The 26,378-nt window shown below is 74.6% G+C and carries 27 protein-coding genes; 11 read left to right on the top strand and 16 right to left on the bottom strand.

What is annotated here, in order from left to right; all coding sequences use genetic code 11:
- Positions 1–121: 121 nt before the first annotated feature.
- On the top strand, positions 122–595 hold the full coding sequence (locus tag WIS52_RS09595; RefSeq protein WP_349297777.1) for a metallopeptidase family protein: 474 nt from the start codon (positions 122–124) through the stop codon (positions 593–595).
- Positions 596–660: 65 nt separating this feature from the next.
- Here WIS52_RS09595 and WIS52_RS09590 read toward each other — a convergent pair whose 3' ends face one another.
- A complete protein-coding gene (locus WIS52_RS09590; RefSeq protein WP_349297954.1) occupies positions 661–966 on the bottom strand; it encodes a WhiB family transcriptional regulator in 306 nt (101 codons plus the stop codon).
- A 209-nt stretch (positions 967–1,175) separates the two neighbouring features.
- Here WIS52_RS09590 and WIS52_RS09585 point away from each other — a divergent pair, with 209 nt between their 5' ends.
- On the top strand, positions 1,176–1,946 hold the full coding sequence (locus tag WIS52_RS09585) for a site-2 protease family protein (protein ID WP_349297776.1): 771 nt from the start codon (positions 1,176–1,178) through the stop codon (positions 1,944–1,946).
- Here WIS52_RS09585 and WIS52_RS09580 read toward each other — a convergent pair.
- From WIS52_RS09580 to WIS52_RS09555, 6 genes are read right to left on the bottom strand one after another with little or no spacing between them, the layout of a single operon-like run.
- Positions 1,937–2,497: an NUDIX hydrolase gene (locus WIS52_RS09580; RefSeq protein ID WP_349297775.1), complete on the bottom strand. Its 561-nt coding sequence runs from the start codon at positions 2,495–2,497 to the stop codon at positions 1,937–1,939. The genes WIS52_RS09585 and WIS52_RS09580 overlap by 10 nt on opposite strands.
- A gap of 7 nt (positions 2,498–2,504) precedes the next feature.
- Entirely contained in the window at positions 2,505–3,863 is a 1,359-nt protein-coding gene (locus WIS52_RS09575) for a coenzyme F420-0:L-glutamate ligase (RefSeq protein WP_349297774.1), read from the bottom strand.
- 1 nt (position 3,864) lies between these two features.
- Positions 3,865–4,872, bottom strand: a complete 1,008-nt coding sequence (gene cofD, locus WIS52_RS09570) for a 2-phospho-L-lactate transferase (protein WP_349297773.1) — start codon at positions 4,870–4,872, stop codon at positions 3,865–3,867.
- A gap of 19 nt (positions 4,873–4,891) precedes the next feature.
- A complete protein-coding gene (locus tag WIS52_RS09565; RefSeq protein WP_349297772.1) occupies positions 4,892–5,929 on the bottom strand; it encodes a DNA-3-methyladenine glycosylase family protein in 1,038 nt (345 codons plus the stop codon).
- On the bottom strand, positions 5,926–6,996 hold the full coding sequence (manB, locus tag WIS52_RS09560; RefSeq protein ID WP_349297771.1) for a mannose-1-phosphate guanylyltransferase: 1,071 nt from the start codon (positions 6,994–6,996) through the stop codon (positions 5,926–5,928). The genes WIS52_RS09565 and manB overlap by 4 nt, the downstream gene beginning before the upstream one ends.
- A gap of 52 nt (positions 6,997–7,048) precedes the next feature.
- Positions 7,049–7,930: a glycosyltransferase family 2 protein gene (locus WIS52_RS09555; RefSeq protein ID WP_349297770.1), complete on the bottom strand. Its 882-nt coding sequence runs from the start codon at positions 7,928–7,930 to the stop codon at positions 7,049–7,051.
- Positions 7,931–8,353: 423 nt separating this feature from the next.
- Here WIS52_RS09555 and WIS52_RS09550 point away from each other — a divergent pair, with 423 nt between their 5' ends.
- From WIS52_RS09550 to ilvA, 3 genes are all read left to right on the top strand, one after another.
- The gene (locus tag WIS52_RS09550; RefSeq protein WP_349297769.1) at positions 8,354–10,084 is read left to right on the top strand and encodes an LCP family protein; all 1,731 of its coding nucleotides are present in this window, start codon (positions 8,354–8,356) and stop codon (positions 10,082–10,084) included.
- The gene (locus WIS52_RS09545; RefSeq protein WP_349297768.1) at positions 9,972–10,730 is read left to right on the top strand and encodes a TIGR03089 family protein; all 759 of its coding nucleotides are present in this window, start codon (positions 9,972–9,974) and stop codon (positions 10,728–10,730) included. Before WIS52_RS09550 ends, WIS52_RS09545 begins: the two co-directional genes overlap by 113 nt.
- A gap of 96 nt (positions 10,731–10,826) precedes the next feature.
- A complete protein-coding gene (ilvA, locus tag WIS52_RS09540) occupies positions 10,827–12,062 on the top strand; it encodes a threonine ammonia-lyase IlvA (RefSeq protein WP_349297953.1) in 1,236 nt (411 codons plus the stop codon).
- Positions 12,063–12,241: 179 nt separating this feature from the next.
- Here the strand turns inward: ilvA and WIS52_RS09535 are convergent, their stop codons facing one another.
- Complete coding sequence (locus tag WIS52_RS09535; RefSeq protein ID WP_349297767.1) at positions 12,242–14,251, bottom strand: HNH endonuclease signature motif containing protein; 2,010 nt, start codon at positions 14,249–14,251, stop codon at positions 12,242–12,244.
- Between the two features lie 138 nt (positions 14,252–14,389).
- On the opposite strand from WIS52_RS09535, the gene WIS52_RS09530 reads away from it, so the two are divergent.
- Positions 14,390–14,662, top strand: a complete 273-nt coding sequence (locus WIS52_RS09530) for an MSMEG_0570 family nitrogen starvation response protein (protein WP_349297952.1) — start codon at positions 14,390–14,392, stop codon at positions 14,660–14,662.
- Positions 14,663–14,766: 104 nt separating this feature from the next.
- Positions 14,767–15,249, top strand: a complete 483-nt coding sequence (locus tag WIS52_RS09525) for a universal stress protein (protein WP_349297766.1) — start codon at positions 14,767–14,769, stop codon at positions 15,247–15,249.
- A 28-nt stretch (positions 15,250–15,277) separates the two neighbouring features.
- Here WIS52_RS09525 and WIS52_RS09520 read toward each other — a convergent pair whose 3' ends face one another.
- Positions 15,278–16,456 (bottom strand): benzoate/H(+) symporter BenE family transporter, encoded by a 1,179-nt coding sequence (locus WIS52_RS09520; RefSeq protein ID WP_349297765.1) that lies wholly within the window; start codon positions 16,454–16,456, stop codon positions 15,278–15,280.
- 151 nt (positions 16,457–16,607) lie between these two features.
- The gene (locus WIS52_RS09515; RefSeq protein WP_349297764.1) at positions 16,608–17,762 is read right to left on the bottom strand and encodes an acyl-CoA dehydrogenase; all 1,155 of its coding nucleotides are present in this window, start codon (positions 17,760–17,762) and stop codon (positions 16,608–16,610) included.
- 59 nt (positions 17,763–17,821) lie between these two features.
- Between WIS52_RS09515 and WIS52_RS09510 the strand changes: the two genes are divergently transcribed.
- Positions 17,822–18,535: a TetR family transcriptional regulator gene (locus WIS52_RS09510; RefSeq protein ID WP_349297763.1), complete on the top strand. Its 714-nt coding sequence runs from the start codon at positions 17,822–17,824 to the stop codon at positions 18,533–18,535.
- A gap of 284 nt (positions 18,536–18,819) precedes the next feature.
- Here the strand turns inward: WIS52_RS09510 and purE are convergent, their stop codons facing one another.
- On the bottom strand, positions 18,820–19,332 hold the full coding sequence (gene purE, locus WIS52_RS09505) for a 5-(carboxyamino)imidazole ribonucleotide mutase (protein ID WP_349297762.1): 513 nt from the start codon (positions 19,330–19,332) through the stop codon (positions 18,820–18,822).
- Positions 19,332–20,534, bottom strand: a complete 1,203-nt coding sequence (locus WIS52_RS09500) for a 5-(carboxyamino)imidazole ribonucleotide synthase (protein ID WP_349297761.1) — start codon at positions 20,532–20,534, stop codon at positions 19,332–19,334. The genes purE and WIS52_RS09500 overlap by 1 nt, the downstream gene beginning before the upstream one ends.
- A gap of 64 nt (positions 20,535–20,598) precedes the next feature.
- On the opposite strand from WIS52_RS09500, the gene WIS52_RS09495 reads away from it, so the two are divergent.
- The gene (locus WIS52_RS09495) at positions 20,599–21,123 is read left to right on the top strand and encodes a GtrA family protein (RefSeq protein ID WP_349297760.1); all 525 of its coding nucleotides are present in this window, start codon (positions 20,599–20,601) and stop codon (positions 21,121–21,123) included.
- 12 nt (positions 21,124–21,135) lie between these two features.
- On the opposite strand, the gene WIS52_RS09490 is transcribed toward WIS52_RS09495, so the two are convergent.
- Together WIS52_RS09490 and WIS52_RS09485 are read right to left on the bottom strand one after the other, a co-directional pair.
- Complete coding sequence (locus WIS52_RS09490; protein ID WP_349297759.1) at positions 21,136–22,410, bottom strand: sensor histidine kinase; 1,275 nt, start codon at positions 22,408–22,410, stop codon at positions 21,136–21,138.
- An 11-nt stretch (positions 22,411–22,421) separates the two neighbouring features.
- Positions 22,422–23,078: a response regulator transcription factor gene (locus WIS52_RS09485; RefSeq protein WP_349297758.1), complete on the bottom strand. Its 657-nt coding sequence runs from the start codon at positions 23,076–23,078 to the stop codon at positions 22,422–22,424.
- 66 nt (positions 23,079–23,144) lie between these two features.
- On the opposite strand from WIS52_RS09485, the gene WIS52_RS09480 reads away from it, so the two are divergent.
- Positions 23,145–23,978 carry an inositol monophosphatase family protein gene (locus tag WIS52_RS09480; RefSeq protein WP_349297757.1) on the top strand — a complete coding sequence of 278 codons (834 nt, stop codon included), beginning with the start codon at positions 23,145–23,147 and terminating at the stop codon, positions 23,976–23,978.
- Between the two features lie 10 nt (positions 23,979–23,988).
- Entirely contained in the window at positions 23,989–24,471 is a 483-nt protein-coding gene (locus WIS52_RS09475) for a MaoC family dehydratase (protein ID WP_349297756.1), read from the top strand.
- Here the strand turns inward: WIS52_RS09475 and WIS52_RS09470 are convergent.
- Both WIS52_RS09470 and WIS52_RS09465 read right to left on the bottom strand, forming a co-directional pair.
- Positions 24,428–25,390 (bottom strand): hydroxymethylglutaryl-CoA lyase, encoded by a 963-nt coding sequence (locus WIS52_RS09470; RefSeq protein ID WP_349297755.1) that lies wholly within the window; start codon positions 25,388–25,390, stop codon positions 24,428–24,430. The genes WIS52_RS09475 and WIS52_RS09470 overlap by 44 nt on opposite strands.
- A 4-nt stretch (positions 25,391–25,394) precedes the next feature.
- Positions 25,395–26,249: a biotin--[acetyl-CoA-carboxylase] ligase gene (locus tag WIS52_RS09465; protein WP_349297754.1), complete on the bottom strand. Its 855-nt coding sequence runs from the start codon at positions 26,247–26,249 to the stop codon at positions 25,395–25,397.
- Between the last annotated feature and the right edge of the window lie 129 nt (positions 26,250–26,378).

The raw sequence follows: 26,378 nt of genomic DNA, 5'->3' as shown, positions 1-26,378 counted from the left end.
CCGACGATATCCCGTCGCCCGCACTCCGCCGCGCTGCGACGCGCACCCCACTCGGCGACGGTGTCCCGCACCCGGGCGCGGTGTTGGCCACGGGCATGGTGGGCGGGCCTAGAATGCACCGGTGTCCACCGCCCACCGACTGCTGCGCCGAGCACCTCGCCGCCGGGACCGCCGGGGCCGTGGCCTGCGCGGGTTGATGTATCCGGTGTCGACCCCCGCCTTCCGCACCCGGGCCGAGCGGTTCGACGCGAAGGTCCTGGAGGCGCTCGAACCGATCGAGGCCAAGTGGGGTCCGGAGCTCGCGGACCTGGACCTGGCCGTCGACGACGTCCCGACCGTCGACCGGACCTCGCCCGACGAGGTCGTGTGGAGCACCGGGGTGCTCGCTGACACCGGGGTTCCGCTGGCTCACCTGGTCCCCGCCGGCGTGGACCGGGAGGGGATGCCGACCCGTGCGCGGATCGTGCTCTACCGCCGGCCGCTCGAGGCGCGGGCGCGCAACGGCGAAGACCTGGCCGACCTGGTGCACGAGGTGCTGGTCGAGCAGGTCGCGGAGTACCTCAACATCGAGCCCGACGCCGTCGACGGCGGCTGAACCGTCCCGTGAACGACGACGCCCGGGTACCCCTCAGGGTCCCGGGCGCTCGTACGTGTCCGACCTCAGACCGCGGCCCGGCGCAGGCGCCGGCGCTCCCGCTCGGAGAGCCCGCCCCAGATGCCGAAGCGCTCGTCCTGGGCCAGGGCGTACTCCAGGCACTCGGCCCGGACCTCGCACCCGGAACAGATCCGCTTCGCCTCGCGGGTCGAGCCGCCCTTCTCCGGGAAGAACGCCTCCGGATCGGTCTGCGCGCAGAGCGCGCGTTCCTGCCAGTCGGGCACCTCGTCGCCGGGCGCCTCGGCCACCAGCAGGCTCTTCAGGTCCAGTACCTGCGCGTCCAGCTCCTGCGCGCTCCGGTCACCATTCATGACCGACGACTGCGGAGCCGGCTCGGCCTCCACCGGCCGCAGCATCCGCATGAACCCCTCGACGTCGTCCACTCGCCCACCTCCCCGACACGTACCGGCGAATGACACCTCTGTAAGTACAGCGCTGACATTCGCCGTGTGCAAGCCAGCTCTGCCGAACGAGTGAAGCCCCACGCGCGTCTGTTTGGGACGGCGGGGAGGATGGGTACGTGCCTGCCCTCGCCCGTCGCGTCAGCCCCTGGTTCCTGCTCCTGCTCGGCGTCACCGCGCTGGGCGGCGTGCTCGCGGCGCTGGCCGAATCGGCGCGGTCCCCGGTGCTGGCGACGGCCGGGATCTTCGTGCTCGTGCTCGCCGGCTGGGTGGTCTCGCTGTGCCTGCACGAGTACGGGCACGCGATCACCGCCTACCGCGGCGGCGACACCTCGGTGGCCGCGAAGGGCTACCTGACCCTCGACATCCGCCGCTACACCGACCCCGGTCTCTCACTGGTGCTGCCGCTGATCATCCTGCTGATCGGCGGCCTGCCGCTGCCCGGCGGGGCGGTCTGGATCAACCAGTGGGCGCTGCGGTCGCGGGCCCGGCGGTCCGGGGTGTCGCTGGCCGGACCGGCGATGAACCTGCTGGTCGGCATCGTGTTGATCATCACGGTGGCGGCGTTCCCGGCGATGCCGGTCCCGCTCGCGGCGGGCCTGTCCGCGCTCGCGCTGTTCCAGATCGTCGCGTTCGTGCTGAACATGCTCCCGGTCCCCGGACTCGACGGCTGGGGCGCGCTCGAGCCCTACCTGTCGCCGCAGGCGCAGCGGTTCGGGGCGAAGGTGCGGCCGTGGGCGCCGCTCGCGCTGCTGGCCCTGCTGCTGTTCGTGCCGGGCGTGAGCGCGCTCTTCTGGGCCGGCTGCCAGCTCCTCTACGGGGCCGTCGGGGGGAACGCCGGACTGGCCTCCGCCGGGTTCCAGGCGCTGTTCTTCTGGCGCTACCTGTAGCCGCCGGCGCGGGCCGCGGTGATCATCGTCGCGACGGTGTCGCTGTCGTCGGGCAGGGCGTCGACCGGCCACCAGCGCAGGTCCAACGACTCGTCACTGATCCGGGGTTCGGCTCCGGCCGGAGCCCGTACCAGATAACGCACGTCCAGGTGACGCGTCGGGACGCCCAAGGAACACACCACCGGGTGAACATCGACATGCAGCGGATGCCGGTCGATCTCCAGCCCGTCGATCCCGGACTCCTCGGTCGCCTCGCGCAGCGCCGCCGCGCGCAGCGAGCCGTCACCGGGCTCGCAGTGCCCGCCGAGCTGGATCCAGCGGCCCACCCGCGGGTGCAGGGTCAGCAGGGTGTGCTCGCCGGTCGCGTCGAGCAGCAGGGCCGACGCGGTCAGGTGGCCCGGGACGCAGGAGCGGTCGCAGGCGTCGTCCGGGCGGGCGTCGAGGAACGCCAGCAGGGCGTGCTTGAGCGCCCGCTGCGCCTCGCGCTGCGGACCCACCCCGCCAGGCTCCCAGGCGCCGAGCTCGCGGGCGGCGGTCGCCGCGGCTACCACCGGGCGCTCACAGCTCGACCAGCCCGCCGGCCGGATCGCGCGGTTCCCGCGGCCCGATCGGCTCCGCGGGCACGCCGACGGCGACCGCGCCGAGCGCCTCCCAGTCCTCGGGGAGCCCCAGCACCCGCAGCGCCACGTCCGGCGCGAAGATCGTCGACCCGACCCAGCAGGACGCCAGCCCCTCCGCGGCCAGGGCGACCAGCAGTGCCTGCACCGCGGCCCCACCGGCGACGGTGAACATGTCCCGTTCGGCGGCGTCCCGCGGGTCCGGACCGGGGTCGCCGTAGGTGTGCATCCCCTCCCGGGTCCGGAAGGCCAGCACCAGCTCGGGCGCCCGGCGCAGCAGGTCGCCGCGGGCCAGCCGGCGCTCGATCTCGTCGTCCGGACGCCCGTCGGCGGCCAGGTCGGCCCGCCAGCGATCGCGCAGCGCGTCGAGCAGCGCGGCCCGGCGGGCCGGGTCCCGCAGCCAGACGAACCGGAACGGGGTGCTGTGGTGCGGCGCGGGCGCGGTGAGCGCGGCCGCGACGGCCCGGCGCAGCGCGTCCTCCTCGACCGGCTGGTCGTCGTCGAAGGTCCGGGTGCTGCGCCGCAGCAGCACCGCCTCGCGCCGCCCGCGCGCGATGGCCTCCTCGGTTCCGAGCCAGAACAGGTCCTCGGCGACCGGGCGCACCAGGTCGCGGGCGGACGAGCCGTCGTCGGGCAGCGTCATGCCGCGCACCACCGCGACCGGCTGCCCGCCGAGCTTGCCCTTGACCAGGTCCGCGGCCGCGGCCAGCTCGTCGGCCAGCGCGATCTCGGTGACCAGCAGGTCGTTGCCCTGGGGATCGACGGCGCCGCCGTAGCGGTGCAGCACCGGCACCCCGGCCGACCCGATCGCGACGTCGGTCTGACCGATCCGCCAGGTCCGGCCGAGCGTGTCGGTGACGACCACCCCGACGTCGACGCCGAGGCGCTCGCGCAGCGCGGCGCGCAGCCCGGCGGCGCTGGCGTCGGGGTCGGCGGGGAGCAGGGCGAGCTCGTCCCGCCGGACGTTGGAGCCGTCGACGCCGGCCGCGGCCTGCACGATCCCCAGCTTCCCGGCGACGATCAGCGTGCGTCCGCGACGGGCGAGGACCCGCTCGGTCTCGGCGTCGACCAGGGTGCGGCGCAGCGCGTCGCGCTCCTCTTCGTCCTCCGGCGCGGGGACCAGCCGGCCCTCGACCTTGGAGAACACCTTGCTGGTGACGACGACGACGTCGCCGTCGCGCAGCCAGGGCGCCGCCGCGGCGAGCGCGCCGGGCAGGTCGTCGCCGGGCCGGAACTCGGGCATCCCGGGGACCGGGAGGATCTCCAGGCGGGTCGACGCGTGGTCGGCGAACTCCGCCATCTCAGGAGACCCGCTGCCCGGCCAGCTCGAGGGCGGCGCGGGCCATCTCCGCGGTCGCCTCGACGTCGGTCATCAGCAGCGGCACCTCCCGCACCGTCGCCCCGGGCAGCTCGTGGCCGTCCCCGGTGTGCACCAGCCAGCCGTCCAGCAGCCCGCCCTCGCCGCGGCCGCCGTAGTGCCGGCCGACCGCCTCCGCGCTGGTCCCGACGCCGATCGCGGACAGGCAGGCGTCGGCCATCCCGCGCACCGGGCGGCCGCCGACGATCGGGGAGAGCCCGACCACCGGCGCGGGCGTCGCGGCGAGTGCCTGCGCGACGCCGGGCACCGCGACGACCGTCCCGATGCTGACGACCGGGTTGGACGGCGCGACCAGCACGACGTCGGCCCCGGCGATCGAGGCCCGCGCCGCGGGCAGGATCGCGGCCTGGTCGGCACCGACCGAGGCGAACCGGTGCGCCTCGGGCTTGGCGCCGTGCCGGATCCACCACTCCTGGAAGTGGATCGCGACCTGCGGCGCCTCCTCGGAGCCGTCCGCGTCCGGGTTGTCGATCACGACGTGCGTCTCGACCCGGTCGTCGGTGGCGGGCAGCAGCCGCACGCCGGGCCGCCAGCGGTGGCACAGCGCCTCGGTGACCTGGGAGAGCGGGTAGCCGGCGCGCAGCATCCGGGTGCGCACCAGGTGGGTGGCGACGTCGCGGTCCCCGAGCCCGAACCAGGTGGGCTCGGCCCCGTAGGCCTCCAGCTCCTCCCGGATCGACCACGTCTCCGACGACCGGCCCCAGCCCTTCGCGGTGTCGATGCCGCCGCCGAGGGTGTACATGCAGGTGTCGAGATCGGGATTGACCCGCAGGCCGTGCAGCCAGATGTCGTCGCCGACGTTGACCACGGCGTCGATCGAGTGCGGGTGATCCTCCGGACCGGGACCGACCGGGGGCAGGCCGAGCGCGGCCTTGACCCCCTGCAGGAAGCGGGCCCCACCGACGCCGCCGACGAGAACGGTGACCTTCACATGCCGGACCCTACGTCCGTCACAGCGACCGGTAGTCGCGCGGGGAGAACCGGGGCCCGAAGCGGGGGCGGCGGAACCCGGAGAGCTCGATGTAGCGGACCGCCCGCTGGCGCTGCGGCGCGTACGGGGCGAGCACCTCGAGCAGCCCGGCGTCGTCGAGATCCCGGCCGAGCAGCGCCCAGCCGACGGTGTTCGGGATGTGGAAGTCGCCGAAGCTGACCGCGTCGGGGTCGCCCCAGGCCCGCTGCGCGATCTCGGCCGCGGTCCACACCCCGATCCCGGAGACCCGGCGCAGCAGGATCCGGCCCTCCTCGCCGCGCAGCTCGGCGGCGCGTTCCAGCCGGTGCGCGACGACGGCCGCGTGCAGGATCGCCCGGCGCCGCGCGTGGTCCACCCCGGCGCGGTGCCACTCCCAGTCCGGGATCGCGCGGACCTGAGACGGCGACGGCGGGACCCGCATGCCGTGCGGCACGACGCCGGCCGGGCCGGGGGCGGGGTCGCCGAAGCGGCGGGCCAGCTCGCGGAACGAGCGTCGCGCCTCGGTGCCGGTGACCTTCTGCTCCAGCACCGCGGGCAGCAACATGTCCCAGACCCGGCCGGACGAGCCGAGCCGGATCCCGGGACGCCGCCGCACCGCGTCGGCGACGACCGGGTGGTGCGCGACGAACGCCGCCGGGTCGTCGTCGGCCCCGAGCAGCGACGGCAGCCGGTCGATCTCCCACGCTGCGCCGCCGCCCCAGCCGGTGGCCCGGACCGTGCCGTCGGCGCGACGGCGGTAGGCGACCGTCGCGGGGCCGTGCGGGGTGGTCGAGACCCGCCAGATCACCCCGCCGTCGCCCGCGGTGTGCCAGGTCGGGTCGCCGCGGCCGCGGCGCAGCGGGGCCAGCACGCCGTAGAGGTCGAGCGGGAACGGCGGGCGCCACTCGCGGTCGACGGGCGCGCGGGTCCGGGCGGAGGTGTCGGCCGGGTCGGCGCCCACGGGGTCGACGGTCCCGGTGTCGCCGGTCACCCCGTCCCCGTCCACGCCGCCCATCGCCGTGCCCGCCCGCGGGCTCACACGTCCGGCGAGAACCGGACGCCGTGCGGGGGCAGGGTCACGTCCGGCCAGACACGCATGTCGTGGCGCAGCTCGCAGTGCGCGCCGACCACGGCCCGGTCACCGATCACGGTGTCGCGCACGTGCGCGCCCTCCCCGACGGTCGCACCCGCGCCGACCACCGAGTTCTCCACCACCGCACCCGCCTCGACCACGGCCCCGTCGAACAGCATGGAGCCCTCGACCTTCGCCCCGGCGCCGATCCGCGCACCGCGCCCGACGGTCGAACCGCCGAACACGAACGCGTCCGCGGACACCTCGGCACCGGAGAGGATCATCGCCTCGCCGGTCGGCCCGGGCAGCGCGGCCGAGGGCGCGACCCCGCGGACCAGGTCCGCCGAGCCGTGCACCAGGTCGCCCGGGGTGCCCATGTCCCGCCAGTAGGCGACGTCGACGTGGCCCTGCACGTGCGCGCCGGAGGCCAGCAGGTCCGGGAACGTCTCCCGCTCGACCGACACCGGCCGGCCCTCCGGGATGGTGTCGATCACCTCGCGGCGGAAGACGTAGCAGCCGGCGTTGATCTGGTCGGTCGGCGGGTCCTCGGTCTTCTCCAGGAACTCCAGCACGCGACCGGACGCGTCGGTCGGCACGCAGCCGAACGCCCGCGGGTTCTTCACCCGCACCAGGTGCAGCGTGACGTCGGCGCCCGCGTCGCGGTGGGTGGCCGCCACGGCACGCAGATCGGTGCCGGCCAGCACGTCCCCGTTGAAGATCATGACGTGCTCGGCGGAGAGCTTCGCGGCCACGTTGCGGATCCCGCCGCCGGTGCCCAGCGGCTCCGTCTCGGTCACGTAGCTCAGGTCGAGCCCGAACCGGGAACCGTCCCCGAAGTGCTCCTCGAAGGTCTCGGCCAGGTAGCTGGTGCCCAGCACCGCCTTCTTGATGCCGGCCTCCCGGATCCGGGACAGCAGGTGGGCCAGGAACGGCACCCCCGCCGTCGGCAGCATCGGCTTGGGCGCCGACAGCGTCAGTGGCCGCAGCCGGGTTCCCTTGCCCCCGACCAGCACGACCGCTTCGACGTCCTGCACGCGGTCTCCCCTCAGATATCTCTCGTCAGCTCGGCATGGATGTTCGCGTCGCTCAGCGCGCCGAGCGGGCGGTCAGGCCCGACCGCACGGCCAGGCCGGCCCGGAACGCCACACGCAGCGGTGCGCGGTGCGGGCCGGGGTGCCGGTCGGCCAGGTAGCGGTAGGCGCTGCGATGGTGCTCGGCCAGCATCCGGGCCGAGACCTCGGGCTTCCCGGTGGACACCCCGCCCACGTGCACCACTTCGGCCGAGGGTACGTAGACGTTTCGCCATCCGGCGAGAGTGAGACGTTCGCCAAGATCGACGTCCTCGAAGTACATGAAGTACCGCGGGTCGAAACCGTCGACCGAGTCGAACGCCGTCCGCCGCAGCAGCAGGCAGGATCCGGACAGCCAGCCGGCGTCCCGCTCGGTCAGGTCCTCCCGGGAGCGCCGGTAGGCCGTCGACCACGGGTTACCCGGCCAGACCTGCCCGAGCGCGGCGTGCCCGGCCCCCGCCACCAGGGACGGGACCTCGCGCGCCGACGGGTAGATCTCGCCCGACGGTTCCCGGATCAGCGGGCCGAGCGCGCCCGCCCGGGGGTGCCGGCGGCCGGCGTCGAGCAGCGTGTCCAGTGATCCGGGCCGCCACTCCAGGTCCGGGTTGGCGACGACGATCCAGCCGTACTCCGGCCCGAGCGCCGCGACGCCGCGATTGGCCCCGGCGCCGTAGCCGACGTTCTCCCCGATCGGCAGGAAGGTGACGTCGGAGCGGTCGCGGGCGGCACGCTCGGGCGCGCCGTCGGTCGATCCGTTGTCGGCCAGCACCACCGGCACGGACGATCCGGTGGTCGCCTCCTGCAGCGAGTCCAGGAACGTGTCCAGGGTGCGGCCGGGCGAGTAGGTCACGGTGACGACGGCGAGGCCGTCGCCGTAGCTCCGTTCGCGTGGCTGCACGGGGCGAACCTAGCGAGACCGGCACCCCGGCGGCGCGGGGGGATCTCCCCGGTTCCCCCGATCGCGGATGCGAACGTCACACCGCGTGATCGAGACCCCCGGGCGGAGCCCCTGTCCCGAACCCGCTCCGGCCTCCCCAGCAGCGGCGACGGCTCTCGTCGCCACGTCACCCTCAAGTACGGAACGGGTACGACGACCGGGCGAGGGTGCCGACACGCACCCCGCTACGGCCCGCGGCGGGGGTGCCGATGCTGCACCCTGAACGCGACCGGGGCGCCCGGTAGCCAGACGCGTGGCCGCTCCCCGGGTTCGTCCGAACCCCCCGGACGGGTGGTCCCGACGCCGGCCACCGCGCCCCACCGCAGTCCGTGCCACCCGGGCACCCGGCGCTGCGCGGCACCGGACGAGGTAGAGGGGGCGAGCGTGACCGATCGGCGCGATCCGTGGTCCCGGTCGTCCTCCTCGTACTCCCGGCCCGGCGCGGGCCGGGGCTCGAGCGGGCCGGGCGGCCGGCCCGGCGCGGGCCGCTCGTCCGCCGGCGCCCGCACGAGCGCCTCGTCCGGCCGCCTCCCCGCGGTGTCGGGCCGGGCCGCCGGGCCGTGGGGACCGGAGACCGAGGGGCCGACGCGGACCGGCGGTCACCGCCCGCAGGGGGGCGCCGGGCGGCGGTGGCTGCACCGGTTCCGGGTCGCCGTCGCCGCGACGTCCGCGCTGACGGTGCTGCTCACCGGCGCGGTGTGGACGCTCTACCGCGACGTCACCGGCGGCATCACCACCACGAACGTGATCTTCGGGGGATCGTCCGGCGGGGACCGCAACATCCTGCTGGTCGGGGTGGACAGCCGCACCGACGCGCAGGGGAACCCGCTGCCCGACGAGGTGCTGGCGCAGCTGCGCAGCGGCGCGGAGGACGGCGTCCTGAACTCGGACACGATCATCGTCGTGCACGTGCCGGCGGACGGCAGCGGCGCGACCGCGTTCTCCGTGCCGCGCGACTCCGAGGTGCGGATCGCGGGCCTGGGCCGCAACCGGATCAATGCCGCCTACCCGCAGACGAAGGCCGAGACCGCCTCGCGGCTGGTGTCCGAGGGCGTGGCCGACCACGCCCGGATCGAGCAGGAGTCCTCGCAGGCCGGGCGGCAGGCCCTGATCGGCGCGGTGCAGGACCTCACCGGGCTCGGCATCGACCACTACGCCGAGGTCAACCTGCTGGGCTTCTACAACCTGACCCAGGCCGTCGGCGGCGTCGACGTCTGCCTGAGGGCGCCGGTCCAGGACGCGTTCTCCGGCGCCGACTTCGACGCCGGGCCGCAGACGATCTCCGGCGGCGACGCGCTCGCCTTCGTCCGGCAGCGGCACGGCCTGGTCGGTGGCGACCTGTCCCGGATCAACCGGCAGCAGGTGTTCCTGGCCGCGGTCGCGAACAAGGTGCTGTCGTCGGGCACGCTCGCCGACCCGGCGAAGCTGACCGCGCTGGTCGACGTCGTGCAGCAGTCGGTGGTCATCGACAGCGGCTGGGACATCCTGGCGTTCGCGAACGAGGCCTCCCGGATCGCCGCCGGGGACATGAACTTCCTGACCATCCCCACCGGTGCCCCGAAGTCCACCGACCGCGGCGACGTGCTGTCCGTCGACCCTGCCGAGGTGCAGGAGTTCGTCACCCGGCACACCGAGCCGGGGCCGGAGCCCGACGAGGAGCCGGAGCCGCCGGTGCCGGCGGTGACCGCGGACGTCGCCAACGGGTCCGGCACGACCGGACTCGCCGCCCGCGTCGCGGGGGTGCTCGGCGAGAACGGGATCGCCACCGGCGACGTCGGCAACGCCCCGGACCGCTCCACCTCGGTCGTCCGGTACAGCCAGGCCGACGGCGACGCGGCCGCCCGCGCCGTCGCGGACGCGCTCGGCGGGATCGGCGTCGAGCAGTCCGACGCCGTCGCCCAGGGCCGGGTGCAGGTGATCATCGGCACCGACTTCGACGGCCCCGGACGTCCCGGAGATCACCGCCGAGGGCGTGCCCTGCATCGACTAGCGTCGGCGGGCGATGACTCCCGTGTTCGGCTCCGATCTCCACCTCACCGACGCCCTGCTCGGCCCGGCGCTCGGCGCGGCCGCCGCCCGGCCGCTGCTCACCCACTACGACGACGCCACCGGTGAGCGGATGGAGCTCTCGGGCACCACGACCGCGAACTGGACGGCGAAGGCGGCGAACCTGCTGCGCGACGAGCTCGACGTCGAGCCCGGCCGCCGGGTCGCCGTGCTGCTGCCCGCGCACTGGCAGACCGCCGCGGTACTGCTCGCGGTCTGGTCGTGCGGAGCCGAGCTGGTCGGGGACCCGGTGTCGGCGGACCTGGTCCTGGCCGACGCGGCCCGGCTCGACGTCGCGCTGGCCGCCGGCGCGGACGGCGTCGTCGCGTTGTCGCTGGACGCGTTCGGCCGCGGGCTGACCGGGCTGCCCTCCGGCGTCGTCGACTTCGCCACCGAGGTGCGGGTGCACGGCGACGACTTCGTGCCGTGGGAACCGGTGGACGCCGGCTCCACGGCATGGGACGGCGCGTCCGGTGCCGAGGTGCTGGCCGCGGCCCGGGAGCGGGCCGGCGAGCGGGGACTCGACGCCGGGGCCCGGGTGCTGTCGACCGCGGCCTGGGACTCCCCCGACGGCCTGCGGGACGGTCTGCTGGCGGTGCTCGCCGCGGGGGCGTCGCTGGTGCAGACGGTCAACCCGTCGTCCGACCCGGCGGTGCTGGACCGGCGCGCCGAGACCGAGCGCTGCACGGTCCGCCTGGGCCCCGGCGCGGCCTGATCCGGTACTGACCTGCACCGGTGCAGGTCGCGAACCGGCGTCGTGAGACGCTGGGCGATCGTGAACCCCAGCACCTCCCCCGCGCCCGGCACCCGGGTGAGCGCCGCGGACGTCGATGACGCGGCGGCCCGGCTCCGCTCCGTCATCGGCCCGACCCCGCTGCAGCTCAACCCGAGGCTGTCCGACGAGCTCGGCGGCGAGGTCTGGATCAAGCGCGAGGACCTCCAGCCGGTCCGCTCGTACAAGATCCGTGGCGCGTACAACCTGATCGCCCAGCTCTCCGACACCGACCGGGCCGCCGGCGTGGTGTGCGCCAGCGCCGGCAACCACGCGCAGGGTGTGGCCTTCGCCTGCCAGCGGCTCGGCGTGCGCGGCCGGGTCTACCTGCCGAGGACGACGCCCCGGCAGAAGCGCGACCGGGTCGCCCGGCTGGGCCGCGACGCCGTCGAGGTCCGGGTCGTCGGCAACACCTACGACGAGGCCGCGGCCGCGGCGCGCGCGGACGCCGAGTCCACCGGCGCGACCCAGGTCCCGGCGTTCGACGACCACCGGACGGTCGCCGGCCAGGGCACGATCGCGCGCGAGATCCTCTCCCAGCTGGCCGACCCGCCGGACGTCCTGGTGGTGCCGGTCGGTGGCGGCGGGCTGCTCGCCGGGGCGATCACCTACCTGCGCGAGCACTCGCCGTCGACCCGGATCGTCGGCGTCGAGCCCGCCGGTGCGGCGTCGATGGCGGCGGCGGTCGAGGCAGGCGCCCCGGTCGAGCTGGAGTCGGTGGACCCGTTCGTCGACGGCGCCGCGGTGCGGAAGGTCGGCGCGGCCAACTTCGACATCGTGCGCGGGTCGGGGATCGAACTGCTCGCCGTGCCCGAGGGGCGGATCTGCGTCGAGATGCTGGCGCTCTACCAGTCCGACGGGATCATCGCCGAGCCTGCCGGGGCGCTGTCCCCCGCTGCGCTCGACCGGCTCGACATCCCGCGCGACGCCAGCACGGTGTGCCTGCTGTCCGGCGGGAACAACGACGTCAGCCGGTACGCCGACATCGTCGAGCGGGCGCTGGTGTTCGAGGGCCGCAAGCACTACTTCCTCGTCGAGTTCCCGCAGGAGCCCGGCGCGCTGCGGCGGTTCCTCGACGACGTCCTCGGCCCGGACGACGACATCACGCTGTTCGAGTACACGAAGCGGTCCAACCGGGAGACCGGCCCGGCGCTCGTCGGGATCGAGCTCGGGTCCCCGGACGACCTGCCGGCGCTGCTCAAGCGGATGGACGAGGCGCCGCCGCACATCGAGCAGATCCCGCCGGACAGCCCGCTGTTCGGGTTCATCCTCTGACCTGTCCGGCCGGTCCGGACGTCCTCGCCCGCCAGGATCGGCCGGTGGGCCGCCCGCGGGCACGCTCGGGTGTCCCGGGTCCCGGGAGCTCCTGTTGCGTGTCCCGTTCCGCGCCGCCGGTCGCGTCGCGGGTCTCGGCCCGGGCGGCGCACACGGAATCTCGATCGGCCTCTGTTCCATCAGAACGGGGGCTCCGCGGTCTTCTCGGCGAGCACCCGGGCGGCGAGCTCGGGGTCGCGCATCAGTTGCAGGGCCGATGGCCCGCGCTGGGCGACCTTGTTGGTCGCCCGCACCGGACCCACCGGGGACGGGTCGGTGCGGTAGGTGTGCCCGGACGGGGTGGTCCACTCCACCGTCCCGTCGGCGTGCAGGGCGGTGCTCCAGCCCCGGCAGTGCTTGAGCAGGTGATCACCGCGGCAGTGCGGGCACAGGTTCTCGGCCACGGTCAGCCCACCGCTGCCATCAGCCCGGTGCGGGACGACGTGGTCGAGGTCGCAGCGGTGTGAGGGCACCCGGCAGCCCGGGGTGGCGCAGGTGGGGAACCGGGCGCGGACGAACGCATCGGTCTTCGTATCCGGCCGGTACGTGGTCGGGTCGCGGTACTGGACCTGCCCGGTGACCGGGTCGGTGAACAGGCGGGTCCAGATGCCGGCCGGGTCGAACGCCAGCGCGCGGGCATCCGAGGCCGGGATGGGGCCGAACCCGGCCAGTTCGGCGGGTTCGTCGTCGGCGCCGATCAGGGTGTCGGCCGAGATCGTGACGTTGATGCGGATCTGGACGGAGTTGCGGGCCGCGGGGGTGCCGCCGGGTGGGGCCGGGGCGATCCCGGGGATCGGCACGGGAGTGACCGGCTCCTCGTCCGGGCCGGACGGGGTCGCGGCCGGAGCGCCGCTTCTCGAGCCGGCTCCGGAGACGCTGGGCTCGAAGGCGCGGCCGCCGGACTCGCCGCCGGAGTCGGCGCGGCCGGATTCGGCCCGCCCGGAGCAGCGTCGCCCACCGTCGCCGCAACCGGAGGTGGCGCTGCCGGCCCCTGAGCCGGCGGACCGGCTACCCGCAGAAGGGGCACAGTCCGCGTTGCAGCCGGTGCGGCCGGTGTCGCCGGTGCGCGGCCGGGGGATCCCGAACGGGTTCACCGCCACCGGGCCCGTCCCCGCGGCCGGGCCGACGGGCTCCGCAGGCGCGGCAGGCACCGCAGCCTCGCCGGTCGCGACCCGCCCCTCGGCAGCGGCTGCGGCGACCGCGGCCACGACCGCGGCGCTGCCTTCACTGGCATAGCCGGTGCCGTGCAGCACCAGATCCACCAACGCATCGGTGCGCCGCTCGTCCATCGACCGCGGATCAGCAGACCCACAACCCCGGGCGTGCTGATCGAGCACCCCGTAGACCCCGGTCGCGGCCGCGGCGGGCAGGAACACCCGCATCACCGCCATCCCATCCGGCTCCGCCGACACCACCACCGCCCGGCTACGAGCCTTACGCTCCCGACGCGTACGCGGCACCTCATCACCCAGACGCACCAGGAACCGGGCGATCGCCGCCCCCAACTGCCCCGTCGTCTGCGTCGGCGCCTTCGGCAACACCGCAGCCTGCAACCGGGTGGTCTGCTGCTCGGTCAGGTTGTCCGCACCGTCGAGCACCTTCATGATCTTCGGCCAGGTCAACCGCCCCGCCCGGGCCAGCTTCGCGGTCGGGGCCAGCAGCGGGTCGAACAGCCGGCGGGCGTAGTAGACCCGGACACCGGCGCCGGTGCGGGTCAGGTGCAACGCGAACCGGATCTCCGCGGTCGCCGAGTCCAGCGCACCCTCCAGGTTGTCCATCGGCCCCAACCGGCCATCACGAGCCGGGTCATGGTGGGCCAGGAACTCGGCCACCTCCCGCTCGGCCCCACCGACGAACCCGTCGATCTCCTCGGACTGCATCACCTGCAACCGCGCGATCACCACCTCGAAGGCCGTGATGCGCTCCACCCGCTCGAACGACGACGTCCCCGCATCCGGCGGACACTCCAACACCGCGAACAGCGCGGCATCCGGCGGATGCTCCGACCACCGCGGAGGGCCGGGATCCGGTGGTGTCACCGGTTCACCGCCGGGACCGTCCACCGGAGACGAGGACACGGCGGGGGGAGAGACCTCGGCGTGGTCGGGCGAGGACGCGTCGTCGAACATGCTGTCGATGGTGCCGGTCACCCCCGACAGTTTCGGGCCACCCGGACGCCAACCCCGGAACGGACCACCCGGACGGCGCAACGGCCCCGGACTCCCACCCGTTCCTCCACGGCAACACCCGGGCAACCGGAGCGACCTACCGTCCCGCACGTGCCCGAGATGATGTTCGACGTCCGCTGGCCGGACGGCACCCAGGTCAGCTACTACTCGCCGTCGCTCGTGGTCGAGGAGCACCTGAGCACCGGCACGTCGTACCCCGTCGAGGACTTCGTCGCACGCAGCCGGACCTGCATGGAGATCGCCGACGCCCGCGTCCGCGCGAAGTACGGTTTCGGGTGCTCCCAGTCGGCCCGCACCGTCGCGCTGATCAACGCCGCCGCGGGCCGGTTCGCGCCCACCGACGAGGTCCGGGTGGAGAGCTTCCGCCGCTGACCCCGGGCCCGGCGGCGGTACGCTGGGTCGACCACACCGGCGGCGGGGCCGCCGCGCACCGCAGCTCAGGGCTGCAACGGTTCTCGCCCGGGAGGGTGGGGACCATGTGCGTCGTCGTCGGCTACCGGACGGGACCGCCGGGAGATCGTGCGCTCGGTGTCGGCGCGGAGCTCGCGCACCGGATGCGGGCGCGGCTGCACGTGGTGCACGTCGTCGAGGCGGCCGACTACCCGGTCGACCCGGACTCCGCGGACTGGGACCTGGACGTCGTGCGGCACCTGGCCGACCAGCAGGAGGCCGTGACGGGTGCGCTGACCGGCACCGGGCTGCTGTGGGACTTCGAGATCCGGCACGGCGACGCCGCGGTCGAACTGGTGCACGCGGCCATGCAGCACGACGCCCGGTTCGTCGTCCTCGGCACCCGTGGGACCGGCGCCCGCGCGGCGGTGTCCCGGCTGGCTCGTGCTTCGGTCTCACACCGTGCCGTCGCGCTGCGGAGCCTCCCGGTGCTCGTCGTCCCGGCCCCGCCACCGGACGGGCACACGACGGCACGCGACCACATGACGTCCGCACCCCGGCCGGGGTGACGCCGTCAGGACCCCGGCGGCGACCGCGCTACCTGCCGGCGCGCAGCGCCGCGCGGACGGCGAGCCCGGCGACGAGCGCCCAGAACGCGGCGCTCACCCCGGCGATCGCGATCCCCGACGCGGCCGTCACGAACGCGACGACCGCCGGGACCCGCCCGTCCGGCTCCACCAGCGCCGCCTGCATCGACGCCGCGAACGTCCCGAGCAGCGCCAGCCCCGCCACGGCCGCGACGACCCCGGCCGGAGCCAGCAGCACCAGCGCGCCGAACGCCGACGAGGCGATCCCGAACAGCACCAGGACGACGCCCGCGGTGACGCTCGCGATCCACCGCCGCGATCGGTCCTCCCCGGCCTCCGGTCCAGCCGCGAGCGCCGCGCTGATCGCGGCGAGGTTGATCGCGTGCCCGCCCGCCGGCGCGCCGAGCGCGGTGCCCGCGCCGGTGACGAGCATCGACCGCGTCCAGGGCAGCTCGTAGCCGAGCCCCTTCATGACGGCGACGCCGGGAACGTTCTGCGAGGCCATCGTGACCAGGTAGAGCGGCAGCGCGATCCCGATCACCCCGCCGAGGGTGAACACCGGCGCCGTGAGCTCCACCGTGGGCACGAGCACCGCGGGGTCGACCGCGACCCCGGAGGTCGCGACGTGCACCGCGACGACGACCGCGGCGGTCAGGAAGCCCAGCGGCGCCGCCCAGCGGGGCAGGAACCGCAGCGCGAGCACCCAGACGGCGACCACCGGCGCGACGGCGAGCGGGTTCTCGGCGAGCCCGGTGACGGGTCCGAGGCAGAGCTGGAACAGGACTCCGGCGAGCATCGCCCGGGCGACCGATGCCGGGATCCGGGCGATCAGCGCGCCGAGCTGCGGGACGAGCCCGGTGAGCACGATCAGCGCACCGGTGATCAGGAACGCGCCGACCGCGGCGGGCCAGCCGCCCTCGACGACACCGGTGGTGGCCAGCAGCGCGGCGCCCGGAGTCGACCAGGCGACGGTGATCGGCATCCGGGTCCAGGTCGCGAGCAGGATGCAGGACAGACCCATCGTCACGCTCACCGCGAGCAGGCCGCTCGACGCCTGGACGGGAGTGGCGCCGACACCGGCGAGTCCACTCAGGACGACGACGAACGCGCTGGTGAAGCCGACGAGCGCCGAGACCAGGCCGGCGGTCACGGGGCGGAGGACCCCGGACGACGGCGGGGCGCTCGTCATGCGGCGGCCCCGCGGCCCGGCGCGACGGGAACGGCGAGGGTGGGGGCGTCACGCACGCCGGAACGGTAACCGGCGGCGGACGCCGCACGGACGTGACGTCGTCGGTGACCGGCGATGCTCGGAGCGTGTGCGCGGCCGAGCCGCGCCGCACTCACTTCAGCAGGCTGCGCGCCATCACCATCCGCTGGATCTGGTTGGTCCCCTCGTAGATCTGCGTGATCTTCGCGTCCCGCATCATCCGCTCCACCGGGAAGTCCCGGGTGTACCCCGCCCCACCGAGCAACTGCACGGCGTCGGTGGTCACCGCCATCGCGGTGTCCGACGCGAAGCACTTCGCCGCCGACGAGATGAAGCCCAGGTCCGCCTCACCCCGCTCGGCCCGGGACGCGGCCACGTAGACGAGCTGGCGGGCGGCCTCCACCTTCATCGCCATGTCGGCGAGCATGAACTGCAGGCCCTGGAACTCGGCCAGGTGCTTGCCGAACTGCTTGCGCTCCTTCAGGTACCCGGTGGCGATGTCCAGCGCGCCCTGCGCGATCCCGACGGCCTGCGCACCGATCGTCGGGCGGGTGTGGTCGAGCGTGCGCAGCGCGGTCTTGAAACCGGTGCCCTCGGCGCCGATGATCCGATCGGCCGGGATGCGGGCGTCGGAGAAGTGGATCTCACGGGTCGGTGAACCGTTGATCCCGAGCTTGCGCTCCTTCGACCCGACGACGAAACCCGGGTCGTCGCGGTGCACGACGAACGCGGAGATCCCGTTGGCCTTCTTCTCCGGGTCGGTCACCGCCATGACGGTGTACCAGGTGGACTCGCCGGCGTTGGTGATCCAGCACTTGGTGCCGTTGAGCACCCACTCGTCGCCGTCGCGACGGGCGCGGGTCTTCATCGCCGCGGCGTCGGAGCCGGCCTCGCGCTCGGACAGTGCGTAGCTGAACATCGCCTCGCCGGAGGCGACCGAGGGCAGCACCTGCTTCTTCAGCTCGTCGGAGGCGGACAGCAGCACCGGGGTCAGCCCCAGCCCGTTCACACCGGGGATCAGCGACGACGAGGCGCAGGCCCGCGCGACCTCCTCGATCACGATGCAGCCGGCCAGCTCGTCGGCGCCCTCGCCGCCGTACTCCTCGGGGATGACGACGGCGTGAAAGCCGGCCTTCACCAGGGCGTCGCGGGCCTCGGACGGGTAACGGCCCTGCTCGTCGACCTCGGCCGCGTGCGGTGCGATCTCCTTCGCCGCCAGATCCCGCACGGCCTCGCGCAGGGCCTGGTGCTCGTCGCTGAGCCGGTAGCTGTCGAAGTCGCTGTCCATGTGCGCATCGTAACGGCACTCCGTGCCACACGCCAGCACTGCTTGATACTCTCCGTGCCATGACGAGCGGGGCGTCGGGAACGCGCAGGGGTCGGTCCCCCGAGGGCCGCGCGGAGGTGCGACGGGAGCTGGTCGCCGCGGCGGCGCGGCTGTTCACCGAGCGCGGCTACGACGAGACGACGGTCGACGACATCGCCGGCGCAGCCGGGGTGGGCCGCCGGACGTTCTTCCGCTACTTCCGCGGCAAGGAGGACGCACTCTCCCCCGACCACGAGCGCGGGCTCGCCCGGATCGCCGAGGTGTTCGCCGGCGCGCACCCGGACGAGCCGCTGCCGTCGGTGGCGCTGCGAGCCGCGGAGACCGTGTTCGACCTCTACACCGACGACGTCGAGGTCGCCCGTCAGCGGTTCTCGCTCGTCGGGACGGTGCCCGCGCTCCGCGACCGGGAGTCGGCGTCGGTCCACCACTACCGGCGCCTGCTCACCCGCGAGCTGACCGTGCGGCTGACCGGGTACCCGGACGGCGAACTGCGGGCGGCGGTGACCGCGGCGGCGCTGGTGGCCGCGCACAACCAGGCGTTGCGGCGCTGGCTGGCCGACGGCGGCCGGACCGACGAGGTCCCCGCCGCGATCGAGCATTTCCGGCGGGTGGCCCCGATGCTGCCGCTGACCCCACCCGACGACGACCCGGCCCCCGACCTGGATGCGGTGACCCGCCGCCTGGAGCGGGCGGCGCGGGCGCTGGAACGCGGGCGGGAGAACCGGTCGGACTGACCCGGGGCACCGACCCGGGTCCGGACATGCGTGATCCCCGGGCCGCACCGGGGTGCGCACGCCGAACGGACTGGTTCGGGCCCGGGGATCACGGGTGACCGTCTGGAATTCGCCGGCACCACACCGGCTTCCACGACCGTCGCTCCCGGCGGGCTCTCCCCGCCGGTGCAGAACGTGGTGCTAGCTGACGGCCACCTCACGTGTCCGATAGCTCATCTGCGGACCACCTCCTCTCCCGTGTACCGACACCGTACGCACGTGATCGCGGACGGCGCCAGGGGAATTCAGCTGTCCCGTGCGGTGGCCCGCAGGCCCGCGTCCTTGTCCAGGACGGTCCGCTCCAGGTCGGCCTGGAACTCGACCATCGCGTGCCGCAGCGCCTCGTCGCCCGCGCCGAGGATCCGCACCGCGAGCAGGCCGGCGTTGCGGGCGTTCGCGACGGCGACGGTCGCCACCGGCACCCCGGCCGGCATCTGCACGATCGAGAGCAGCGAGTCCATGCCGTCCAGGTACTTGAGCGGGACCGGGACACCGATCACCGGCAGCGGGGTGGCCGCGGCGACCATCCCGGGCAGGTGCGCGGCCCCGCCGGCCCCGGCGATGATCGTCTGCAGCCCGCGGTCGGCCGCCGATGCGGCGTAGTCGAGCATCCGCTGCGGGGTGCGGTGCGCCGAGTAGACACCCACCTCCCAGGACACGCCGAACTCGTCCAGCGCGGCGCAGGCGGCACCCATCACCGGCCAGTCCGAGTCGCTGCCCATGATCACGCCCACCCTCGGGGCGGTCGCCGTGGTCATCAGGAGCCCTCCTGCGGGTCGACGGAACGGGGATCACCGGAGTGGGCCGACCAGCCGTCGGCCCAGGTCGCCGTCGCGAGCCAGCCCGCGGCCAGCTCGGCGCGGTCACGCACGTCGTCGATCACGGTACCGAGCACCGTCACGTGCCCGATCTTCCGCGCCGGCCGGCCGGCCTTGGCGTAGAGGTGCACCTTCGCGTCCGGGAACCGGGCGAAGCAGTGGTGCAGCCGCTCGTCCATCGACATCGCCGGCTCCTCGGCGGCGCCGAGCACGTTGGCCATCACCGCAACCGGCGCGACCGGCGCGGTGGAGCCGAGCGGGTAGTCCAGGACCGCGCGCAGGTGCTGCTCGAACTGCGAGGTGACCGAGCCCTCGATCGTCCAGTGCCCGGAGTTGTGCGGTCGCATCGCGAGCTCGTTGACGACGACCTCACCCGACTCCAGCGCGAACAGCTCGACGGTCATCAGCCCGACCACACCGAGCTCGCTCGCGATCCGCAGCGCCATCTCCTGGATGCGCGCCGCGCGGTCGGACGGCAGGTCCGGCGCCGGGGACATGACCCGGGCGCACTGGCCGTCGACCTGCAGCGTCTCCACCACCGGCCACGCCGCGGCCTGCCCGTACGGCGAACGGGCGACGCTCGCGGCCAGCTCCCGGACCATCGGGACCGCGGACTCGACCATCAGCGGGGTCCCGCGGGCGAGCAGGTCGACGACCAGCTCGTCGTCGGCGGCGTGCAGGAACCAGACGCCGCGGCCGTCGTACCCGCCGCGGGTGGCCTTCAGCACGGCCGGCCAGCCGTGCTCCTCGCCGAACGCCGTCACGTCGGCGGGGGCATTCACCTCGGCGAACGGCGGCCCGGGCAGGCCCATCCCCGCCAGCCGGCGTCGCATCACCAGCTTGTCCTGGGCGTGCACCAGGGCCGAGGGCGGCGGACGCAGCGGGACGCCCGCCGCCTCCAGTGGCGCGAGCACCTCCTGCGGGACGCCCTCGTGGTCGAACGTGACCGCGGAGCAGCCGGTGGCCAGCTCGCGCAGTGCCGCGCCGTCGTCCGGATCCCCGATCACGACGTCCGGGGTGACCCGGGCGGCCGGGTCCTGTTCGGACGCGGCGAGCACCCGCAACGTCTGCCCGAGCGCGACGGCGGCCTGCGCGGTCATCCGGGCCAGCTGCCCGCCGCCGACCATCCCGACGACCGGCATCGAGCCCGATGGTGTGTCAACCCTCTCCACAGGCCGGGAAGCCTAGTCTGGCACGATCGCCGGAGTGACGGTGGTGGAGGCGACGCTCGCGCGGATCCCCCAGCCCTACCGCGACAAGGCCATCAAGCACCGCGAACTGATCAAGTTCCTGATGGTCGGCGGGACCACCTGGGTGATCGACACCGCGGTCTTCCTGCTGCTGAAGGCGACCGTGCTGGACGGCCGGGCGGTCACCGCCAAGGTCTTCGCGGTGCTGGTGGCGACGATCGTGTCGTACGTGCTGAACCGGGAATGGTCGTTCCGCACCCGCGGCGGCCGGGAACGGCACCACGAGGCCGCGTTGTTCTTCCTGATCAGCGGGTTCGGGGTGGCGGTCTACGCCGCGCCGCTGGCGATCTCCCGGCACGTGCTCGACCTGCAGGTCCCCGGGGTCTCGCTGCTCGCGCAGGAGGTCGCCGACTTCGTGGCCGGGCAGATCCTCGGGACGCTGACCGGGATGGCCTTCCGCTGGTGGGCGTTCCGCCGGTTCGTGTGGCCGGACCAGTTCGTGCGCCGCCAGCCGGTGCCCCCGCCGCCCCCGGCCGACTGAGGTCCGGCCCCGCTACCGCGGACCGGTCCGCTCGGCCGCCGGTGCGCTGGCGGCGACGTCGTCGGTGCGGGCCTCGGGCAGGTACAGCCGGAACACCGGGGGCCGGGCCCGGGACAGCTCGAGGCGGCCGCCGTCGGCCTCGATCAGGGTGCGGGCCAGTGCCAGCCCCAGCCCGGTCGACGACTGCGCCGAGATCCCCCGGTCGAACACGTGCGGCACCAGGTCCTCCGGCACCCCCGGCCCGGTGTCGGAGACCTCGACCAGCAGAGCGTTGTCGCCGTTCCGGGCGCTGATCGTCACCGTGCCGTCGCCGTGCACCAGGGCGTTGTCGACCAGCGCGCCGATCGCCTCCCGCAGCCGGGCCCCGGTGACCCGGGCGAGCATGCCGTCGGGCACCCGCAGCCGCAGCGAGCGCCCGTCCGCGGCCAGCGGCCCGCGCCACTCCGTCGCGGCGACCTCGAGGGCCTCGGCGAGGTCGACCGGCTCGGCCCCGGCGGCGCGCGCGGTGCGGGCCGACTCGAGCAGGTCGTCGAGCACCCCGGTGAGCCGCTCGGTCTGCTCCAGCGCGGCGAGCGCCTCCCGCCGGGCGTCCGGGTCGGGGTGGGTGGAGAGCTCGTCGAGACGCAGCTGCAGGGCGGTGATCCGGCTGCGGAGCTGGTGGGACACGTCCCCCACCAGCGAGCGCTCCCGCTGCAGCAGCTGGGACAGCGCGGTCGCCGACGAGTCCAGCACCTCCGACACCCGGTCCAGCTCGGCGATGTCGTAGCGGGCCGGGGACCGGCGGAAGTCACCGGCGCCCAGCCGGGCTGCCCGGGCGGCGAGGTCGCGCAACGGGTCGGACAGCCGTCGCGCGGTGTAGATCGCGGTCCCGGTCCCGACCGTCACCGAGAACCCGACCAGCAGCACGACGACCAGCACCACCTGGGTCTGCTGCGCCCGCATGATCGCGGTCGGCTGCGAGATCGTGATCGTCCCGCCGGGCCCGAACGGCAGCGACTCCTCGACCGGGTCGACGACCTCGGGAGCGCCGTAGGTCAGCGTAGGACCGTCCGGGTTCTCGATGGTGAGCCGGCTGTTCGCCGGGATCGCCAGCTCGATCGCCGCCGCCGACGGCTGCTCGGTGCCCGCGTTCTCCAGGTTCTCGGTGATCTGCTCGAGGCGCTGGGTCAGCTCGACCCGGGTGAAGTCCTCGACCAGCTGCCAGGTCGCCAGCGCCAGCGGCCCGCCCAGGAACAGCGCCGTCACCGCGACGGTGAGCAGCGTGGAGACCAGGATCCGGCGACGCACGGTTGCAGAACCTAATCGTGGTTGTAGCGGAAGCCGACACCGCGCACCGTGGCGATGCGCTTCTCGCCGCCGATCTTGCGACGCAGCCAGGACATGTGCATGTCCAGCGTCTTCGACGACTTCATGTCGGCGTCACCCCACACCAGGTGCAGGATCTCCTCCCGGGTCACGACCTGCCCCGCGTGCAGCATCAGCACCCGCAGCAGCTCGAACTCCTTGTTGGCCAGGGTCACCTCGTCGCCGTCGAGCAGCACGCGGCGCCCGGACAGCTCCATCCGCAGCCCACCCACCTCGACGACGTCCTGGGTGCGGCGGCGCATCAGCGCCCGGACCCGGGCGAGCAGCTCGGCGAGCCGGAACGGCTTGGACACGTAGTCGTCGGCGCCGGCGTCCAGGCCGACGACGAAGTCGACCTCGTCGGTGCGCGCGGTCAGCATCAGCACCGGCACGTCGGACTGGGCCGCGCGGACCCGGCGGCACACCTCGAGACCGTCCATCCCGGGCAGCCCGAGATCGAGCACGAGCAGGTCCAGCGGATCCCGCGTCACGCGCTCCAGGGCGGCGACGCCGTCCGCGACGACCTCGACGTCGTAGCCCTCCCGCTGCAGTGCGCGGGAGAGCGGTTCGGCGATGGCCGCGTCGTCCTCGGCCAGAACCACGGTGGTCACGCAACCGAGGATAGGCCTCGGGGGTGACATCGAGGTGCATAAACGCCGCTGGCATGCTCGCGGGACGTGAGCCCCGAGCCGACCACACCGCCCGTCGCGCCCGCAGACCCGGCAGATCTGGATCTCGCCCTGCGGCTGGCCGACCTCGCCGACGCGATCACCCTGCCCCGGTTCCGGGCCGCCGACCTGCAGGTCACCCGCAAACCCGATCGCACCCCGGTGACCGACGCCGACACCGCCGCCGAGGACGCGATCCGGGCGGCGCTCGGTCACGAGCGGCCGGCCGACGCGATCCTCGGCGAGGAGCGCGGGGAGACCGGCGACACCGCGTCCGGGCGCGGCTGGGTGATCGACCCGATCGACGGCACGAAGAACTTCTCCCGCGGGATGCCGGCCTGGGCGACGCTGATCGCGCTGGTCGACGGCGGCGTCCCGGTGATCGGGGTGGTGAGCGCGCCCGCGCTGCACCGCCGGTGGTGGGCCTCGGCCGGCGCCGGGGCCTGGGCGCGGGAGCTGCTCGCCGGGCCGCCCGCCCGGATCCGGGTCTCCGGCGTCGCCGAGATCGGCGACGCCTACGTGTCCACCACGAACTCCGACACCTTCCGGCGCGAGCCGGGTCCGGTGCACCGGGACGGCTGGACCGCGCTCACCGAGGCGTGCTGGGAGTCCCGCGCGTTCGGCGACTTCTGGCAGCACTGCCTGGTCGCCGAGGGCGTGCTCGACGCCGCCGTCGAGCCCGCGGCGAACCCGTGGGACCTGGCCGCGCCCGCCGCGGTCGTCGCCGAGGCCGGCGGGCGGCTGACCGACCTGACCGGGAACCCGACGTTCGCCGGCGGCCACGGGCTGGCCAGCAACGGTGTGGTGCACGACGCCGTGCTGGCCGTACTGGCCCGGGGATAGCGTGTCCGGCGTGCCGGAGATCCATTTCGAGGACCTGACCCCGGGGAGCACGTTCGACCTGGGCAGCACGGTGGTGGACCGCGACGAGATGGTCGCCTTCGCCGAGCGGTTCGACCCGCAGCCGTTCCACGTCGACCCCGAGGCCGGGAAGCGGTCGGTGTTCGGCGAGCTCGCCGCGTCCGGCTGGTTCACCGCGGGCCTGTGGATGCGCGCCTACGTCGACAACCTGCTGCGCGGCTCGAGCGCGCTCGGCTCCCCCGGTGGCGACGACATCGCCTGGCCGGCGCCGGTGTTCGCCGGGGACGAGCTGCGGGCCACCATAGAGGTGCTCGACGCGCGGGTGTCCCGCAGCCGCCCGGAGATGGGGTTGATCACGCTGCGCGGCACGATGCACCGGGTGTCCGACGGTGTGCTGGTCTACCGGTCCCGGTTCACCGGGATGTTCGGTCTCAGGGAGCCGGCGACGGATCAGCCGGCTGCGCGAGAGCCGTGACCACCCGCGACGGCGACGGCCGGCCCAGCTGCCCGGCCATCCACGCGCTCGTCGCGACCAGCCGGGTCAGGTCCACACCGTGGTCGATGCCGAGACCGTCGAGCATCCAGACCAGGTCCTCGGTGGCGAGGTTGCCGGTCGCCGAACCGGCGTAGGGGCAGCCGCCCAGGCCGCCCGCGCTGGCATCGACCGTGGTCACCCCGCGGCGCAGCGCGGCGAGGGTGTTGGCCAGCGCCTGGCCGTAGGTGTCGTGGAAGTGCACCGCGACCTGCCCGACGCCGACCCCGCGCGCGGCGCAGGCGTCGAGCACCGCGCCGACGTGCGCCGGGGTCGCGACGCCGATCGTGTCGCCCAGCGAGAGCTGGGAGCAGCCCATCTCCATCAGCCGGGCGCCCACCGCCGCCGCCTGCGCCGGGTCGACGGAGCCCTCCCACGGATCGCCGAACACCATCGAGACGTAGGCCCGGACCCGCATCCCCGCGTCCACCGCGCGGCGGACCACCGGCTCGAACATGGCGAACTGCCCGTCGAGGCCGCGGTTGAGGTTGCGCTCCGCGAAGGTCTCGGTCGCCGAGGCGAACACCGCGACGTGGTCGCAGCCGGCCTCGATCGCCCGGTCCAGGCCCCGCTCGTTCGGGACCAGCACGGGGTGGTCGAGCCCGTCGCGCCGGTCCAGCACGGCGAGCAGGTCGGCGGCGTCGGCGAGCTGGGGCACCCAGCGCGGGTGCACGAAGCTGGTCGCCTCGATCGTGCGCAGCCCGGCGTCGGCGAGCCGGTCGAGGAACTCCGCCTTCACCGCGACCGGGACGACCACCGACTCGTTCTGCAGGCCGTCGCGGGGGCCGACCTCGTAGATCTCGACCCGCTCGGGCAGTTCCGGGTCACGCACCGTCGTCGGGAGACCGTCCACGACGGCCATCCTGCTACGACTGGTCCGCGGCGCGCAGGTGGACGATGTCCCCGGCCGCGATCGCGACCCGCTCGCCGGCGTCCGGGTGCACGAGCAGCCGGCCCTGCCGGTCGACGTCCTCGGCCATCCCGACGATCTGGTCCCCGCCGGGCCGCTCCACCCGCACCCGGGCGCCGAGGCTGGCGCAGCGGGAGCGGTAGTCCGAGCGCAGGCCGGAGGAGTCGGCGTCGCCGCCCGCGTCGCGCCACTGCGCCTCGCGGCGGTAGAGGTGGTCGAGCAGGACCGTCACCAGCTCGGCGCGGCTCGCGGTGAACCCGTGCGCGGCCAGCGACGTCGCGCCCCAGGGCAGCTCGTGCGCGGGGGTGGAGATGTTGAGCCCGATGCCGAGCACGACGCCCGGCCCGCCGCCGGAGACCGCGGTCATCTCGGCGAGGATCCCCGCCGCCTTGCCCAGCGACGGCCCGGCGAGCAGGTCGTTCGGCCACTTCAGCGCCACCGGCAGGTCCGGGGCGAGCGCGGCGATCGCGTCGGCGACGGCGACCCCGGCCAGCATCGGCAGCCAGCCCAGCCGGTCGGCCGCCACGCCCTCCGGCCGCCACAGCACCGACATCGTCAGCGCCGCCCCCGGCCGGGACACCCAGGTGCGGTCCAGCCGGCCGCGGCCGCGGACCTGCTCCTCGGCGATGAGCACGGACCGGTCGGCGGCGCCGCGCCCGGCCTCGGCGAGGAGGTCGGCGTTGGTCGAACCGGTGGACGCGACGACGTCGAGCGCGGTCCAGCCGCCCGCGGGACGGAGCACGGCCGTGCGCAGCGCATAGGCGTCGAGCGGCCCGTTCGCGCCCTGGTCGGAGTTCGTCCCGGTGGTCATCACCGGGCACCGTATCCGCCGGGCAGGTGACCACGGCCCACGGTTCGGACCCGGATCGGTAACGGCTCGACCTGACGCGCGGAACGGTCGCGCGACGTGGGACGACAGGGTGTCGCTGCGGCGCACGTC

It is taken from the genome of Pseudonocardia nematodicida (genome assembly GCF_040105385.1).
In the GTDB taxonomy this organism is placed as follows: domain Bacteria; phylum Actinomycetota; class Actinomycetes; order Mycobacteriales; family Pseudonocardiaceae; genus Pseudonocardia; species Pseudonocardia nematodicida.
Note: the sequence above shows the minus strand (reverse complement) of the source record. Positions and strands in the feature narration are given on the sequence as shown.

Bases quoted from the DNA above. Each gene is read 5' to 3' on its own strand.
- WIS52_RS09590 (WP_349297954.1), bottom strand. From the start codon at position 966: ATGAATGGTGACCGGAGCGCGCAGGAGCTGGACGCGCAGGTACTGGAC.
- WIS52_RS09575 (WP_349297774.1), bottom strand. From the start codon at position 3,863: ATGGCGGAGTTCGCCGACCACGCGTCGACCCGCCTGGAGATCCTCCCG.
- WIS52_RS09545 (WP_349297768.1), top strand. From the start codon at position 9,972: ATGACTCCCGTGTTCGGCTCCGATCTCCACCTCACCGACGCCCTGCTC.
- WIS52_RS09530 (WP_349297952.1), top strand. From the start codon at position 14,390: ATGATGTTCGACGTCCGCTGGCCGGACGGCACCCAGGTCAGCTACTAC.
- WIS52_RS09525 (WP_349297766.1), top strand. From the start codon at position 14,767: ATGTGCGTCGTCGTCGGCTACCGGACGGGACCGCCGGGAGATCGTGCG.
- WIS52_RS09520 (WP_349297765.1), bottom strand. From the start codon at position 16,456: ATGACGAGCGCCCCGCCGTCGTCCGGGGTCCTCCGCCCCGTGACCGCC.
- WIS52_RS09515 (WP_349297764.1), bottom strand. From the start codon at position 17,762: ATGGACAGCGACTTCGACAGCTACCGGCTCAGCGACGAGCACCAGGCC.
- WIS52_RS09510 (WP_349297763.1), top strand. From the start codon at position 17,822: ATGACGAGCGGGGCGTCGGGAACGCGCAGGGGTCGGTCCCCCGAGGGC.
- purE (WP_349297762.1), bottom strand. From the start codon at position 19,332: ATGACCACGGCGACCGCCCCGAGGGTGGGCGTGATCATGGGCAGCGAC.
- WIS52_RS09500 (WP_349297761.1), bottom strand. From the start codon at position 20,534: ATGCCGGTCGTCGGGATGGTCGGCGGCGGGCAGCTGGCCCGGATGACC.
- WIS52_RS09470 (WP_349297755.1), bottom strand. From the start codon at position 25,390: ATGGCCGTCGTGGACGGTCTCCCGACGACGGTGCGTGACCCGGAACTG.
- WIS52_RS09465 (WP_349297754.1), bottom strand. From the start codon at position 26,249: ATGACCACCGGGACGAACTCCGACCAGGGCGCGAACGGGCCGCTCGAC.